Below are 17,057 nucleotides of genomic sequence, written 5' to 3'. Positions count from 1 at the left end.
GAAATGGTAATTAATAAATAATTAAGGCAAAGTAATATATGTGGCCAATATTAGGTTTACTAGGACTTGGTGCTTTAGCGGTTGGTGCATCTAGGAACAGGTACATTACTGGAGCTGATACATCAAGACAGAAGCGTCTCTATAATGAGTCACGAGATCGTTATAGTAGTTATGCGAGTGAAGCACAAAATACTATCAATAATTTGTCGCAGCAATTGCAACAATCTCAGCAGGGCTTACACTCTCTAGAAGAGCAACAGTATCAAGCTAGCATGAGAAGCTATGATATGCAACACCAACTAGATTATCATACTCGACAATATGAGAGTGGCTTAAGAAACATAGAATCACAAAGATCTAGTTTGTCTGCATCAGCCAATCAACTAAAACAAGCTTTTGAAGCATTTAAACAGAAAGCTCCCGCCCTTGATTTCAAAATAAGTGAGGTAGAGCAATTACCGGGTCAGTTTCAAAACCTGTATGATCAAGTAGCCCAGCGAAGAGAAAGCTTGAAAGGTTTAACCGAAGAGGAAGCCGGTAGCCACATTTCTAAATATCAGCAAGACGTTGAATTGTTAAAAAAGCAACGTAGTGAAACAGAAAGTAAAATACGCCATTCGATGGATAGCATCACCAAAGAGCATCAACAGCTAACAAGGGAAAAAGCTAATCTTGAACATCAGCTTACTAACTATCAATCACAGCAAAATCGATTGTCGCAGGATACTAGTAACTTTGATAATGCTAGACAACAATTGCTCAGCATGATTGAACAATACAAACAAGAACAGAATAGACAAGAGCAAATCACTGCTAACTATACAAGGCAGCAATCGCATGCTGAAGGGCTACAAAACCAGTTGAGAAGTTATGGGGCGGCAGCTCAAAGCCAGTTGGATAGCTATGGCAGGGATTTAGAGTGGCGAGCTGGTAAGTATCAAAAATCTGCAAGAGATACTGGGCTAGCACAAGGATTGGGACTAACAGCTTTAACTTTTGGACTTGGGGCAGGCTTAGGAGCGATTGGTACTAGTGGTTCAATGCTTGCTGGGATAGGTTCGGGAATCCAAATGTTATCTCCGCTTGTTGGTATTGGTCATTATATGAACAAATCCGATATTAGTCGTAAACTTGCTGGTTTAGAAAGAATTAATCTTAACAACAATGATCCAAGTATAGGAGCTGATTTGTCGCGAATAGCAAGATACGGTCCATCCGGATTAGACAAAAGAGCCATACCTGAGCTTGGTGGTCTAAAACAAGCGTTGGAACATTTTGGCATGCGATCAGTGCCACAATTAAAAGATTTACCGCCATTACACGAATCTCTTGGCAAGATCGTGTCGCTTAAGGATATTGAGGGGTTAACTCTTGGTTTGCCTAGTATGACGGCAGCTAGCGGTAAAAAGTATAACTATGAGGTGTTATATGATAATGAGTTCATTAAGAAACTCAAGAAAGTGTCAAAGAAGCTGGGCGAGCCTTATTTAAACCCAAACTCAACACGTACCAATTACAACACAAATATGGTGACATCTTATGGCTGATAATGATTTAAACAAAAAAATTGAATATTTTGATAATCTCAAGAGCAAGCGGGAGAAATGGCATCATATATGGGATGAGTTGAAGAAATATGTTTGTCCACAAACGGAGACTAATAAGGTAATATTTGACTCAACTTCTATTTGGTCAAGAGAGCAATTAGCATCAGGTTTACAAAGCTTGCTGGTAAACCCAGCAATGAACTGGTTTAACCTTACTATAGTCGCTGAAAATGATGAGCAACAGCAGTATTTAACCACAGCTGAACGCAGCATGTTAGCCCAAATGCTAGAAAAAACCCTAATGGATATATTCAATAATCCGGCTTCTAATTTTTATAGTCAGATTCATCAGTTTTTTTTGAATTTATCAGCTTTTGGTACTGCGATATTCTATGTTGAAGAAGATATAGAATTAGCCCAAACTCTGTTCTTTCGTAATATTAATTTACAGGAGTGTTATTTTGAAGAGGATAAGTTTGGGTTTGTTAATACAATGTACCGACTATTTAGCATGCCGATCAAATCGGCATCAGCGAAATGGGTAGACTTTGCCCCTTTCAAGGAAAGATTAGCCCGAAATCCTGATGAAATAGTAGAAATATTGCACATAGTTAGCCCGCAAGCTCACAATCAAAAAAATAAAGGTAGAAAACCAAATGCAGCTAGTCCTTTAACATCTAGCTCATCGCTACTGCCCTATAGTTCAGAATACATCTATCTTGCTGAACAAAAAATTATCAGTCAATTAGGCTATTCTTATTTCCCATTTTTTGTAACGCGGTGGGTAAAAGAAGAAGGTGAAGTATATGGCTATGCTCCGGCTCATCATGTGCTACCTGATATTAAATTACTCAATAGCTTAAGACAAATTACCCTGAAAGTAGCACAAAAACAACTAGACCCACCATTATTAGTGCCTAAAGATGGCTATTACTTACCTCTTTACACTACGCCGGGTAGTGTTAATTTCTATCGTAACGGTATGGCGGATAAAATAATACCCCTAACTGGTATGGAAAATATCCTACCAACTGAAATCGAGCAGAATCAATGCCGCGATGCCATATATAAGGCATTCTATGTTGATATTTTTAGAATGCAGAAAGAAAACAAAGAAATGACTGCCACTGAGGTACAAATTAGAACGGAAGAACAATATCGTTTAATGTCCCCGATGGTTGGAAGAATTGAGAGTGAGTTGTTAAATCCGTTAATTATGGCAATATATCAAACGCTAATCAAATATAATAGAGTACCGATCTTAGAGGGGGCAAATAGCCCACCTGAGATAGAGATTGGATATGTTTCACCACTATCTAGGGTACAGAAAACATCAGCAATAGCCAGCGTTGAACAAGTATTAAGTTTTTTTCAACGAAGTGGTATAAGTAACTTTTTTCCTGAGATTTATGATAATATTAACTGGGATGAGTGTTTTAAACTATTTTTTGAACTACGAGAAGCCCCAAGTTCAATCCTCAAGAGTGAGCAAGAAGTATTACAAATCAGACAACAACGTAAGATGATGCAAATGCAACAGTTGCAACAGCAACAAATACAAGGACAATAAAATGAAACTATCAATTAACTCGGAAGCAGCCCAATCTCCACTCACAATACCGACAAAAGAGCAATTAAAATCAATTTATTTGCAGATTTTTAGTGGAGAAGATGGTAGAATAGTATTAGAAGACTTGGCTCAATTAAGTGGTGTGTATCGCAGCAACTTTCTGCAAGAAAGCAACTACACCGCTTTCAATGAAGGTATGCGAGCTTTGTTTTTATACATATGCTCGCAAGCTTCAGAAGATGATGGAGTTGATAATATCGATGGTGCTAAAATAGAGTAGTAGTTTACAATAGTAAAAAAATAGTTTTTAAACAGACAAATGTGGTTTTTTATAATGAGGATAACTTATGAGCAGTAAACCGCTGATATCGTTGGACTACGCAATTAAATATTTACTCAAGAATAAAGGTGACTATGAGATAGTCGAGGGTTTTATTTCGGCGATACTTAGAGATGTTGGCGGCTATTCAGCAGTAAAAATCATTGCCTTACTTGAGAGTGAAAGTAATAAAGAAAGTGTAGACCTAAAAAAAAGCATTGCTGACGTTGTTGTTGAAGACCAACAAGGTCATAAATATATTGTTGAGATAGATCGCACTTATACTAGCTTGTTTCTCCATAAAGCTTGCTTTAATACTAGCCGGTTGATTGTTGATAGTATTTATGCGAGTCAAGATTATGCCAGCATCAAAAAAGTATTTCATATCAACTTAATATATTTTGCTTATGCAGGTATGAAATCGCCTTTATATCACGGTAAAACTATCTTTAAAGAAATCGATCGAGAACATCCTATAGACCTGCATCTTGCTGATACAGAGGGTAAGGTAGTGGATATTCATAATATATTTCCAGAATATTTTGTTATTTCCGTACCACTTTTTGACGATATTATAAAAAAGGAAATGGATGAATGGTTATATTTTGCTAAACACAATGAGGTTAGAGATGATTTTAAATCACCTTATATGAAGAAAGTAGCTGAACGACTTAGCATCCTAAAAATGACTACAAAAGAACGTGTAGCTTATAATAGATATGTCAATGAATCCTTAAAACAACGTGATTATATAGTTTCAGCTGAGCAAAAAGGGCTTGAAAAAGGTGAAGAAAAAAATGCTATAGCCACAGCAAAAGAAATGTTAATTGATAATGAGCCAATAGAAAAAATAGCTAAATATACAAAACTAACCATTGAAAAAATAGAACAGTTAAAAAAAGAAATAGAAGTGTTAAAAGAAGAATAACCTATGAGTAAAGAAGTAACTGCTAATAACTATGAAACTAGTCCTAATTCCTTTGGTAATGATTGGTTAGCTAATATGCCTGAGGAAATACGTAAAGCTGAGTCACTGGGTAAATTCAAGGATGTATCATCTTTAGCACAGAGCTATTTGGAAGCAGAAAAGAGCTTGAATCAACGAATTGCCGTGCCAAAAGATGACAGCTCTGATGAAGAGTGGCAAAAATTTTATTCTCGTTTGGGACTGCCTGAGGATAAGAAATATACTGACAAACGATCCAAGGAAGATGAGGAGTATTTAACTCGTTATGAAGACATGTTTTACCAAAGCGGATTATCTAAAAGGCAAGGTGAGAAGCTGCTTAATTCTCTGTATGGTTTTTCGCAGGATTTACAAAAACAGCAAAAAAATGCTATCGAGCAAACACGTCATTCTCACATTAGTTGGTTGAAAAACACTTATGGTGAAGGTTTTGACAGTAAGATGACAGTGATGCAGGCAGCCTTGTCTAAGTTTGGTACTAAAGAACTAGCTGGATTAATTGAAGATTCACATTACGCACCAGCCTTAGTAGATTTGTTAGTTAGGGTTGGTGAAACCTTAAAATCCGATTCGTTGGTAACTGGTAAAGAGCTACCTGCAATTAATAGCCGGGAAGCTGCATTGTCAGAGATAGAAAAACTTGATTCTGACCCTGAGTTTATGGTAAAATTAAGGACTAAAGACCATACGGGACATGATCAAGCTGTGAAACGTATGCAACAATTATATAAAATTGCTTATGATAAAAAACAAGAAAAAATAACGTAACCAACCAATCATTAAAGTCATGATGTAGGTGACAACTCATTTTAAGGCTGCAACTTCGCAATAACCTATCAAAAAAGAGCCACTAATAGCATATATACCCGAAAGCTCGTTAGCTGCATAGCGGACAACGACCAAATTCGAGTATAAATGATATCGCACTTTAAATATTGATAGATTATTTGAGGAGGAAAAATGGAACAAATAACAGATGGTCTTAAAGAACAATTTGCCAAAAATATCAGCCTAGTTATTCAACAAGAAGGTTCTAAGCTACGAAAATGCGTTACTAATGGTACGCAAGATACTGAAGTAATTAGCTTTGAGTCAATGACTACCCATGAGGTCGAGAGTAGAAATCGATACCCAATTGATCCTGATGATCATCTACATGGACATTATGCGGATGCTAGACACCCTGCTAGGCTAGAACAAATAGAGTTTAAAATTCCAACTATTTCAAGACGCTTTTTGACGGCATCGAGCTATCATTGGAACGCTACCATGGATAGGAATGATAAGTTGAACTTATTAACCGACCCCACCTCACATTTTCCTAAAATGGCAGGTTGGGCAATGGGTAGACAACAAGACCGGGTAATTATTAGTGCTTTTGCCAGTCCAGTCAGAGCAGGACGGACAGGCAACAATGTGATTAACTTTGATGTAGTTAATAATGTGATACCGATAGGAATTAGGGTTACTGATGCTAATTTAACCTTAAATGCTCAAGCTGCAGTTGCTGGCAACAGAGGTATCATTGATTCGAAAAGAGCCGGACTAACTGTCGACAAACTAATAAAAGCTCATCATATCTTAAAAAAACGCTCTTTTGGTATGTATAATAAATTATACTTACTATGTTCAAGTAATCAAATCTCCGACTTGTTACGCGATCCACAAATTACCAATTATGACTATAATAATGTTAGAGCTTTAGTGAGTGGTGAAGTTAATAGTTTCTTAGGATTTACCTTTATTACTAGCGAGATGTTGGGTGGTATATTTGATGATACTGGGGATGCTAATCGCCCTAGATATGCTGTAAAGGATTGCTACGCCTTTAATGAAGGAGCTATAAGATTTAACACAGTCAGTGGTTCTAACAAGAAGGGCATTGAAGAGCTGGTACAATATCATTATGCCAAGGTATTATATTACAGTGAAGCCTTTGGAGCTAGCCGGGATAATGAGCAAGCAGTAGTGGTGATTAAATGTTTAGAGAATTACGATAAAGGCACTTTTACCAAGGAGCTACAAGAGTTAGCAATTAAAGACCCAGCTATTTTAAAGCAATTAGCGTTACTGAGCAATCCAAACAGTTTTGTCAATCAGTTAGACCTAATGCTAGGAGTAAAACCACAAATACCATCAGTTGACCGTATCCTTGGGGCTTATCGTGCTTGGAAGTGTATGGTAAATCTTGGCAAAGTGGTACTTTCTTCAATCCCTGATATGATAAGTTTTGTCAGTGAGTTACAGAATAATGGCATACCACTACTTCACTCTTATGCGAATATATTGCAAGTGGCAGCTACAGGATTTAATGGTAAAAAGAAAAAAGAACTTGGCAGGTTGCTTGGTATCTCTGTAGATTCATTACTTAGGCATAGTCATTCTCGTTTTGCAGGAGAGTATCCAGTATCTGGTAGCATATTTAAACTTACCAATGCATTTTTTAAACTAAACTGTATGGAATGGTGGGATAATACTTGGAAATCTACAGTTGGTAATTTGTTATCGCATAATTTAGCATTACAAGTTAATAAGCCCTTTAACTTACTATATCATAACTTACAAACTTTGCTTAATAGATATGGCATTAATGAAAGTAATTGGCATCTTTATCAGCATTTAGTACAGCAAATAGAGAATAAGGCATATTTAATACCCGATATGGCACTACTACCTGATCATTTACTAGAGCAACATTTACAACAACAAAGCGGTAAAAGTACAATTAGTAGTCTCGATATAACTAGATTCAAGCAAGATTTGACCAATAATTTACGAAGATATTTACTTGATCGGGTTGATACAGCTATTGCCACTCCCCATACTGCCGAGAAAAATGCCGTGTTACTCGGTAATTTAGGCATTAAGGCAGGTTCGCCAGCTGCCGCGGTGATTCAGTGTATAATGCAGTTCAAAACTTTTGCCTATACTTACATTACTAGACCGTTAAAATCAATAACCATCGATCAGATACCACTTCATCAACAAATAGGTAGTGGCAATTTGTTGGATTTAGGAACATGGAAGGATATTGCTAAATCAATGAGAAACCCAACTACTATTAAAATGTTGTTTCAATTATTATCGGGTTCTATAGGACTTGGTTACTTGTCGATCAATGCTAAAAGGTTGGTAGAAGGGAAAGAATGGATTGCACCAAACGAAGAAGGAGTATTTATGGCGTCCTTATTACAGGGCGGAGGTCTTGGATTATTTGGGGATTTTTTCTTTAATGAGTATGATAGTTATAATAATCTGCTTAAAGCTTTAGCAGGAACTATGGGTAGTGATATTATTGATTTTGGCACAATACTTACTTTAATCAAAAATGGTGAGTTGGATAAGGCAGAAAAGTTGCTTAAAAAATCTCTTCAAAGAAACATCCCGGGTCGTAATTTATTCTACCTGCAACCCGCTCTATGTGGCTTCCATGACTGTCATAGCTTGAATTGGTAGAAGAAAGAATGCACATAATAATTGAAAATGACGATAAGGCAAAACCATTTGTAAAATGGGCAGGTGGAAGGAGCTTTTAATAGCAATTCCACTGGATAAATATAAAACTTCAGAAGTCTCAAATAAGATTAAGGATACATTTAATCAAAAATGGCAAGCTTTAGAAAAATGATCTATGTTAAAGGATGAGTTTGATGGTATAATGTAATAACATAGTTTGCAAATCAACCTTCTATATTGACACCTTCTCATTATATTTAGTATAACTTGCAAACTACAATCAACTGAGAAAATTTAATTATATAAAGGTGACTTTATGAGTGCTATCAAATATTTTTATTTTACCGACGATAATAAACAATCAAAAATAACAGAGGATTTGGTACAAAAGTATAATATTTCATTTCAGAACATTACTTATCCAACTGCAGCTGTGAGGGTTATTGAAGACTATCATAAAAACAATCCAACATTAAATGAAAGAATTGTAATAATAACAGATGCTAATATGGCAGATAAGATTATTCGTGCAAAAAAACCTGAATTAGACAATGTAATAAATGCAACATTTATTATATTAAGTGATAAAGAAAATATAGAAGCAAACCAAAAGTGGGCCACAGATCGAATGAAAGAAATACTTATGCATGGTTTATGTGTATATGCTATTACGTATGATGACTTTGAAAACAAGATAGAGGAGATAAATAAAATAACTGAAAAATGGGGAGCAACTATCTTTCTTAATGGTCAGTATTGTGTATGGGGTGCTACACTATTATATTATGCAGCATGGTATGATAATTTAGCAGCTGTAAAATTCTTATTAGAAAATGTAGCTAATGATCATGAGTTAAATAGCTACTATGTGCATGAAGCACTGCAGCAAGCGGTATGGAAGAAGAAGTATGACATAGCAGAATTTATGTTAAAACAACCAAACGTTAATATTGATCATAAAAATAAAGATGGTCAAACCATGTTGCATGCCATATTGGATTACGCAGAAATTAATTATAAATCGATGGAATTTCTGTTACAACATGGTGCTAATGTTCATTGTACAGATAACGATGGTAATACACCATTGCATGCTACAGTACCTTTTAGCAACCTTGAGGGTGGTGGTTGGAGCAGAATATGGTATAAGTCTCCTGCGGCAGAATTGTTATTAAAGTATGGGGCTAGTATTTATTGTAAAAATAAACAGGGTGAAACGCCATTAGATTTGGCGAAAGACTATAGGGACGCAACATCAATGATTGACGCAACATCGCTGCTAAAATCATGCTCACTTCAAAATACATCTGAAGATTTTATTAACCTTATTAACTGGATTGCCGAAAAAAATTTATTGGATAACTCACATTTATCACAATTAAAAAAATATCAGCAGACAAAGGAAAATTATTATGATGAATTTATTGAGCAGATTAAAAAGCTAGATAAGACAGATGAGCTTCTAAATAATCTGCAAAAACTTTGTCCAATATTAAATCAGGAAGAACTTACAGAAGAACTGGTTATTAAGAAGCTATTTGACTGTTTAAATGAAGCTAACGAGCAATTAAATAACATAGGCGAACCGTGTTCAAACAATCCTATCATACAAATGGAGATAGCTGGTTTGACACCATTAGACTATGTAACACAGAAGCTGCATGATGTACGTATTGTGGGGGCGGACTCAACTGAAGAACATGTTCTGTCGCATCTGTAAATCGTGGTTTTTCTTCCTCCCTATCAATTAACCACACTCGGCAGGTGCATCCACTCCTGTAATACTTTCTGAGTAACAAATATTTGCCAAATTAAGTTGAAAAACAACTTAACTTATATTAGTGAAAATATGATGTAAAAATATCACAAAACTTGATGCAAATTACAATTTTTTATGTTATAATAAACCCCCTGAAACACAGGTATTATAAAGGTTTGTATGAGAAAAATTGTTGTCAAATTTAACAAGTCAAAAGATATCGAAAATCTTAAAAAAATCATGAAAAATGTTTACACAAGTAATAGTGATCATTTACCGGACATCGCTAAATTTCACTTAGGCGAGAAGGTTTTTATACCTAATCAAGTAGAAAAAGCAGAGCTGCACATAATAACTGCCAGCGACACTGAAATTATAACATTTTCTAAAGCTACACTAAGCTTTTATTTGGGCAGGCAACATCCTTTCACTAAAGTAGCCATGAGTTCTGAGGATGAAGGTAATTATATCGTCCTACCTTGGAACTTAGGTAGCCGAGTTGGTAGAGATAATCTGAAAAACCTAATCAACCTGATTCCTAGTAATGTTAGAGAGCTAAAATACATCATCTATGTTAATAGTTCTGACAACCTAAATAGCCTTAGTCTTGAGAGCAGTAAAGATTTAAGCCAAAGCCTAACCTCGCTAGCTAGTTTACACCTATCAGATATTGCGGCAGAAGATGAAACTGAAGGTTTACTTAATAAAATAGCTGATTTAGAACAACGTCTAAGTATGACCGCACAAACTTGGACTTTCGAGTGTCCAATTAATGTAATAGGGCGTGGCGATGGTTCGAACATCCTAAGTATGGCTGGATGTACTCTTACACTTGCTGGTAATTCTATAACTGCAACAAATTTGAAATCTTATGTCAGCGTTGATAATGTTGCAGGTAATGTTATTCTTGATATTGTTAATAAAAAATTGACTATTGGTGGTAGTCGTTGTGGCCCTATTGATATTCATTAAATAAAGGTGATAATTGTATGATAGCGATATTAAGTGCCTTTATAGGATTTTTCAGTAGTTTTTTACCGGAGATTTTGCATTTTCTTAAGGATAAGAAAGACAAGGAACATGAGCTGAAATTAATCGGTCTGCAAATAAAAGCTTCAAATACTATACATAGTGCTAGGCTTGAGGAAATCCAAATTCAGGCTGATAATGATGAGAGTAAATATCTGTATCAATATGCTGGCATGCAAATAGCCAATAACAGCAATAATAATTGGGTGGATTTTTTAGCTACCACTGTTAGACCAATGATTACTTATGTATTCTTTCTGCTCTATGTAGCATTAAAATTAACCATCTTCATAAAATTTGGTGCATCAGACACCATATGGAGTAGTGAGGATCAAGGAATATTTTGTGCAGTTATTGGTTTTTGGTTTGGTCATCGGGCTTTTGGCAGATACCGAGTGAATGGTAACAATAAAGGTTATCTCTATGGTAATGGCAGTGGTTATACCTATGTCAATGGTAGTAGCAATGGTAAGGTTTGGTAACGGTAGCAGGTAAGGTTAATGGCTACTAATATTACTAGTAATAGTAAAGCAGAATATATAATTAAAATCTTTGAAGGGCTGAGACTACAACCATATTACTGCCCAGCTGGTTTAAAAACTATTGGCTGGGGGCATGTGATAAAAGAGTATGAACAACAACAAATGTCTGATGGTATATCGCGAGAACACGCTGATTACTTGCTAGAGCAAGATATAGAACAAGCTAAATATGCCATTTATCGACATTGCCGTGTACCATTAAACTGCTCACAAGAAGGGGCTTTGATATCATTTATCTTCAACTGCGGAGCTGGTGCATTTCAATCTTCCAGTTTACGACAAAAATTGCTACGAGGTGAATATTTATCGGCTGCCGATGAATTTCCTAAATGGGTTTATGCCCGTGGTATCAAGCTTAAGGGTTTAGTGAGAAGACGATTGTTAGAGAGAGAAATATTTTTACAGAACTAGATATGACAGGTAATTTTGTCGTGTTACTCCGTCATTGCGAGGAGACCGTAGGTCAACGAAGCAATCTATATGACAAGCTTCATGGATTGCCACGCTCACATACGTTCGCTCGCAATGACGGTTTAAATCATATAACAAGGATAAAAAAATGAAAGCCGCAAGGATAAAAATAGAAAGAAATCAACAACAATATCAAGATCAAAATATTGTTAGCCAAAATGTTGTTAGTTTAAGCAAAAAGAAAAATAGACCTCAGGAAATTGTTTTAAATGATACTGTAAAACAGACTTCCACTACCCCTGAGGTAATACCGCAAACTGTATCCCAAACTATGCCCCAAACTGTTGAGCAGGCAAGAAAACACTACGCTATTTCTAGCAATAATGTTGATAGCCAAAATATTATTGAAGCAAATGACGCAATAGCTGAAAAAGTAAAAGAGCTGAATCAGTTGGAAGAGATACATCAACAGCTACTCTGCAAGGAAGATAGCTTAAAGTTAGAAGTGATGAATTATATGCAATTCCATGTTTACCTAAAAAAAGGTGATCATATTCTTGTATCGTGGAAACACGCTACCCGCAAAACCTTTGACCTACCAAAGTTTAAAGGTGATTGTCCTGAAATATATAGTGAGTATGTCAAAGAGATATCCCCTAGACTATTTAGGCTTTATTAATCTTTATTAAATATTTGGTGATATTGTTAACCTGCGGACGATGTCACCCTAGGCTATTAAACCAATGTCTTACATCAATAGTTGAGGTTATTGTTAACTAAAATTTCTTTTCACTTTTAATATTATTTTTTCTTGCTATCATTAATGCCCAAGCTATTGATGGTAAGAAAAATGATAGGATACCCTCAAGAACAAACAAGTTTAAACAAAGAACAAAAAGAAGCTGTGGGGTTACTGTCAGTAGGAACTTTCCTTGAATATTTTGATTTGATGATTTACGTTCATATGGCAGGGCTTCTTAATGAATTATTTTTTCCCAAAACTGATCCACACACTACGGCTTTGTATTCTGCAGGTGCTTTTTGTGCAACTTACCTACTTAGACCATTAGGGGCTTTAATATTTGGATGGATAGGTGATAATATAGGGCGTAAATCAACAGTTATCATCACAACTTTCATGATGTCATCTGCTTGCGTTGTTATGGCTAATCTGCCTACTTACGAACAAGTAGGAATCGTAACGGTTTGGATAGCGATTACCTGCCGGGCTGTTCAAGGTATGTCTTCTATGGGCGAAATAGTAGGGGCAGAACTTTATTTAACTGAAATGCTTCACCCACCTATACAATATGCAAGTGTTGGATTGATAGGGGCTTGTGCTGTCCTAGGAACAGTAGGAGCTTTGGCAATTGCCTCACTTGTTGTTTGTTATGGTATTAATTGGCGTATAGCATTTTGGATTGGTGCAATAATTGCATTTGTTGGTTCTGTTGCAAGAAAAAAACTTAGAGAAGCCCCAGACTTTGCCGATGCCAAACGTCGAATAAAAAGAGTTTTTAAAACAACTAATACCGATATAAATATTTTAAAAAACGATCCTATTTGGCAAGAAAAAGTTAATAAAAAAACTGTAATAGCTTTCTTTTTACTACAATGTGCCTTACCGGTATGTGTTTATTTCATTTATATATATTGTGGTAATATTTTAAAAACTAGCTTTGGTTACACAGTACCCGAAATTATTAAGCATAATTTTATTGTTTGTCTAATGGAGTTGTTAACCATATTAATATTATGTTATTTAAGTTTAAAAGTATATCCATTATTAATCATGAAAATTGTGCTGTTAATATTTTCTATTTTTATGATATTTTGTCCGTATTTATTGAATAATGTTAATTCTCCTTATCAGTTATTTTTTATTCAATTTTTTATAGTCTTATGGAAACAATGCTTAAACCCCGCTACTCCTATTTGTTTAAAAAGCTTTCCTATATTTAAACGTTTTACCTATGCTAGCATGACATTTTCTGTATCTCGTGCTATGATATATGTTATTAGTGCTTTTGGTTTTGTCTACCTTGTTGAATGTTTTGGCAATTGGGGAATATGGTTAATTATGATTCCTATAATCATTGGTTTTACTTACGGATTATTGCATTTTGAAAACTTAGCGAAAATAGCTAAAACCATCCACTCAAAAAACTGTATAGTCTAGAGCCGGTATGGAGTTAATAGGCAAATTTTTGTAACATAGATTTATTAATTGCTGCTCGGCTGTTGGTATTTCTAAGCGAATACAAAGAGTTATAAAATATCCTATAGTTTCCTTAACTATCTTCAGTGCCTTTTCAGGTGATTTAGCTCCTAGTGTTTGTAAGTTATGAATGCGATCAAAAATTTTAATCAATGCTACATCATATTTTTCTTGTTGAATTAATAAATCTAGAGTCTCTTTGGAGCTAATTTTGCCATAAGGCTTGACCCTTGTCAGGTCTTCTACTTGACTTGCGACTAGACTGCCAAAAATTTGAGCAATCATCTCTTCGGTAAGTGTTGTGTCTTCGAGCGTGTCGTGCAGTAAGCTGGTAACGATCATGTTAGTGTTAAACAATTGGTGAACTGCTTGAGCTGTATAGCTAGCAAAAATATAAGCTACTGCAATCGGGTGTGAGTAATATGGTTCACCCGATTGCCGCATTTGACTACCATGATATTTCTTAGCATAATAGATAGCTTTGATAATTTCTCTGATATCTACTGGGTGAACTACTTTTTCATTGAGTAAAATCAATTTACTAAGTAATCTAGCAGAATATTCGCAAGATTTAAACTTGATCTGCCAATTGTCAATATCTTCCATAAAATGCCTCCCCATTATTTTGATTGTACATTAAATTAAACTAATATTGCCAATGATTTTGTTATATTTTTTAAGAATTATTTTGGAATTTATGGCAAAGATTTTCAATTGCCTGCTCATAAGCAACGAGTTCTGATATAGTCCAATTAAACTGGTTAAAAATATCATAGGCTTTATTTATTTCAGTATTAATAGTAACTGTATTAAGTCTTTCCTCATAAAATAACTTTCTTAATTTTTCTTCCTGCGTTTTTTTATATGCCTCATGGTTGGCTATGCCAAATTCGGCTATATTATGCATCCTTCTAGTCCGTATTTGTATTTCTATGTTATAGTTATAGATATCGGCTATAACTACGAGATGCAAAGAACGATAACCATTATCCTTAGGATCAGCAATATAGTCTTTAGTCTTTCCCATATGAACAGAATAGATATTGTAAAGAGTAATCAACACTTTATAACAGTCATATTGTTTATTAACTATAATCCTAAAACCAATTAGGTCAGTTAATTTTTTCACCTCTATATTCTTCCTTAACATCTTTTTTAAAGCAGAATAAGGGTCTTTTAATCTGTACTGTATTTCAGCTTCTACATCATTTTTTCTCAGATTAGTCCTAATATTAGCTATAATGTTACGTAAATCGTTAGTAGTGGTATCCCGCATAATTAATATTATACCCTATACTCAGAATCTTTAATGTTAATAACTAATAATTGGTTTGTCAATTATCAGCAATTAATAAGTTAATACATATTTGTCACAAAAGACTCATAAGCTATCATTCTGCCATTCCATTAGATAATTTGTAGAACAGACATGTTTTAAATATAAAGTATAATATACTAATGATAGAAATACCTCAATACTTTTTTATATTATTTTGAAAAAATTAATTCCTATTTTTTGTTTTTCAGAAGACAGACACTGAGGTTAGATTAAAATCTTGCATTGCTTGTCCTAACCTCGGTGCTGAACACCACAGCACGTGGCATCCTATCCCCAAATACTCTCATTAATCAGAACACTGTTATTTTTTCCCTAATATAGTGTTAAACCACCGACAAACTACCAGTCAGTTTTTTGTTGTGGATATCTAGAGTCTTAATTAACCACTCTATTGCTATATCAGTAACCATTACTCCTCCCAAATCTATTATTATCTTGCTGACAACTTTATTAGCCTTTAGAATTCTTATTAGTTTTATGATCCCAGTAGTACTCATAGTGTCCTCATAGCCAAAATCTATCTCTTTGAAGGCTCTATTAATTTCTAGAGCCTTAAAAAGTCTAACAATCCCAAAATCATAAATCTTATTGCCCTCAAGTTCTATGTACTTTATAGTGCGATTTTTTGCTAGAAAGCGTGCTAGTATAGCTGCACCATCATGACCAATATTGTTATATTTAAGCTTTATACAATCCAATGTGCTATTAGTCTCTAGTCCTTTGATAAGCAGACTTATTCCTTTACGACCAATATTGTTGCTGTTAAGATTTATTTCACTTAAAACTTTGTTATGTTGCAAAGCTTTGCTAAGCAGCCCCACCCCTTCTGCTCCAATTCCAGTATTTGCAATATCTAGAGAGGCTAGGGTTTCGTTATGTTCGAGAAGATTACTTAATGATCGTACTCCTTCTACACCAATATTGTTACACGCAATATTCAGTATCTCCATAGACTTATTATGTTTTAGAGTTTTAGCAAGCTCTCCTACTCCTTTTGCTCCTATGTTATTTGCAGCAAGAGATAGCCTATATATACTATTATTATTCTCTAAAAACATAGCTAAGCCTTCTGCTCCACCATCTTCAATATTATTTCCATCAAGATTTAATACAGTTATATTATGGTTTTTTAAAGCTTCTGCAAGTCGGCAAGCTCCCGTATCGCCAATATTGTTATCACTAATATCTATTTGGGTTATAGTATTATTGCCTTTCATCGCTTCTGCAAGTCTATATATCCCCCTATTGCCAATGTTGTTCTCGCTAATATCTATTGTAGTTACAGTGTTATTATTTTGCAAAAAATCCGCAATTAATTCTGTTCCATCATCGTCAATCGCATTGTTGCAAAGATATAGGCTCTTTACTGTGTTATTGTTCCTCAAAGCTAGGATAAGTCGCTTTACACCACTAGTGCCAATATTACAGTGTTCAAGATTTATATCAGGCACATTTTCACCAGCTTGTAGTTTTTCAAGCAGTTCATAAAAGTTATTAATTTTTACAAGTTCAGTCATAATATTTATCCTCCAATTAGATATTTTTAATGGTTATTAGTCATATTGTTGTCATTATTAAGCTCTTCAGTTGACACTAATGTTACCGGCACTTGCAAAGTGAGGATAATACCCTTAGCTTGCTGGCTGCTAATATCAATTTTACCATTTAGTTCATAAATAAATTGTTTAATTAAGTTTAAGCTTAAACCTAATTCTATACTTGATTCTGAAGTATCTTTGTCATTGTTAGTACAACTAACGTTAATTCGGGATAAGGATTAGTAAAAATGCTTTAGCTATAACTAATACAAGATTTTGGATATGTATAAATTGCATTTCTGTGAATTCATACATTAATTGCTCTTCGTAGTGTATATATGTCTGCTATTTTTACTAATCCT

At 34.8% G+C, this 17,057-nt stretch carries 15 protein-coding genes; 12 read left to right on the top strand and 3 right to left on the bottom strand.

Annotation, left to right across the window (positions count from 1 at the left end):
- The first annotated feature begins 38 nt into the window (after window positions 1–38).
- The 12 genes from ACN1AG_RS04235 (at window position 39) to ACN1AG_RS04180 (ending at window position 13,779) form a co-directional block, all read left to right on the top strand.
- Window positions 39–1,547, top strand: a complete 1,509-nt coding sequence (locus ACN1AG_RS04235; RefSeq protein WP_417905572.1) for a hypothetical protein — start codon at window positions 39–41, stop codon at window positions 1,545–1,547.
- A complete protein-coding gene (locus tag ACN1AG_RS04230; RefSeq protein ID WP_417905571.1) occupies window positions 1,540–3,117 on the top strand; it encodes a portal protein in 1,578 nt (525 codons plus the stop codon). Before ACN1AG_RS04235 ends, ACN1AG_RS04230 begins: the two co-directional genes overlap by 8 nt.
- A gap of 1 nt (window position 3,118) precedes the next feature.
- A complete protein-coding gene (locus ACN1AG_RS04225; protein WP_417905570.1) occupies window positions 3,119–3,397 on the top strand; it encodes a hypothetical protein in 279 nt (92 codons plus the stop codon).
- Between the two features lie 67 nt (window positions 3,398–3,464).
- Entirely contained in the window at window positions 3,465–4,364 is a 900-nt protein-coding gene (locus ACN1AG_RS04220; RefSeq protein WP_417905569.1) for a PD-(D/E)XK nuclease family transposase, read from the top strand.
- A 3-nt stretch (window positions 4,365–4,367) separates the two neighbouring features.
- On the top strand, window positions 4,368–5,171 hold the full coding sequence (locus tag ACN1AG_RS04215; RefSeq protein WP_417905568.1) for a hypothetical protein: 804 nt from the start codon (window positions 4,368–4,370) through the stop codon (window positions 5,169–5,171).
- 192 nt (window positions 5,172–5,363) lie between these two features.
- Window positions 5,364–7,859 carry a phage capsid protein gene (locus ACN1AG_RS04210; RefSeq protein WP_417905567.1) on the top strand — a complete coding sequence of 832 codons (2,496 nt, stop codon included), beginning with the start codon at window positions 5,364–5,366 and terminating at the stop codon, window positions 7,857–7,859.
- A gap of 316 nt (window positions 7,860–8,175) precedes the next feature.
- On the top strand, window positions 8,176–9,579 hold the full coding sequence (locus ACN1AG_RS04205) for an ankyrin repeat domain-containing protein (protein WP_417905566.1): 1,404 nt from the start codon (window positions 8,176–8,178) through the stop codon (window positions 9,577–9,579).
- A 219-nt stretch (window positions 9,580–9,798) separates the two neighbouring features.
- On the top strand, window positions 9,799–10,590 hold the full coding sequence (locus ACN1AG_RS04200; protein ID WP_417905565.1) for a hypothetical protein: 792 nt from the start codon (window positions 9,799–9,801) through the stop codon (window positions 10,588–10,590).
- Between the two features lie 17 nt (window positions 10,591–10,607).
- Window positions 10,608–11,129 carry a hypothetical protein gene (locus tag ACN1AG_RS04195; RefSeq protein WP_417905564.1) on the top strand — a complete coding sequence of 174 codons (522 nt, stop codon included), beginning with the start codon at window positions 10,608–10,610 and terminating at the stop codon, window positions 11,127–11,129.
- Between the two features lie 18 nt (window positions 11,130–11,147).
- Window positions 11,148–11,600 carry a lysozyme gene (locus ACN1AG_RS04190; RefSeq protein WP_417905563.1) on the top strand — a complete coding sequence of 151 codons (453 nt, stop codon included), beginning with the start codon at window positions 11,148–11,150 and terminating at the stop codon, window positions 11,598–11,600.
- A 148-nt stretch (window positions 11,601–11,748) separates the two neighbouring features.
- On the top strand, window positions 11,749–12,279 hold the full coding sequence (locus tag ACN1AG_RS04185; RefSeq protein ID WP_417905562.1) for a hypothetical protein: 531 nt from the start codon (window positions 11,749–11,751) through the stop codon (window positions 12,277–12,279).
- A 171-nt stretch (window positions 12,280–12,450) separates the two neighbouring features.
- On the top strand, window positions 12,451–13,779 hold the full coding sequence (locus tag ACN1AG_RS04180; protein ID WP_417905561.1) for an MFS transporter: 1,329 nt from the start codon (window positions 12,451–12,453) through the stop codon (window positions 13,777–13,779).
- Here ACN1AG_RS04180 and ACN1AG_RS04175 read toward each other — a convergent pair.
- The 3 genes from ACN1AG_RS04175 to ACN1AG_RS04165 all read right to left on the bottom strand — a co-directional run bounded on the left by ACN1AG_RS04175 (window position 13,759) and on the right by ACN1AG_RS04165 (window position 16,674).
- Entirely contained in the window at window positions 13,759–14,424 is a 666-nt protein-coding gene (locus ACN1AG_RS04175; RefSeq protein ID WP_417905560.1) for an HD domain-containing protein, read from the bottom strand. The genes ACN1AG_RS04180 and ACN1AG_RS04175 overlap by 21 nt on opposite strands.
- 70 nt (window positions 14,425–14,494) lie before the next feature.
- Window positions 14,495–15,094, bottom strand: a complete 600-nt coding sequence (locus ACN1AG_RS04170) for a bifunctional (p)ppGpp synthetase/guanosine-3',5'-bis(diphosphate) 3'-pyrophosphohydrolase (RefSeq protein WP_417905559.1) — start codon at window positions 15,092–15,094, stop codon at window positions 14,495–14,497.
- 386 nt (window positions 15,095–15,480) lie between these two features.
- Window positions 15,481–16,674: a hypothetical protein gene (locus ACN1AG_RS04165; RefSeq protein WP_417905558.1), complete on the bottom strand. Its 1,194-nt coding sequence runs from the start codon at window positions 16,672–16,674 to the stop codon at window positions 15,481–15,483.
- Window positions 16,675–17,057 lie beyond the last annotated feature (383 nt).

The sequence above is a fragment of the Candidatus Tisiphia endosymbiont of Micropterix aruncella genome (assembly GCF_965178575.1).
Lineage (GTDB): Bacteria > Pseudomonadota > Alphaproteobacteria > Rickettsiales > Rickettsiaceae > Tisiphia.
This window is presented reverse-complemented; position numbering and strand designations above follow the sequence as displayed.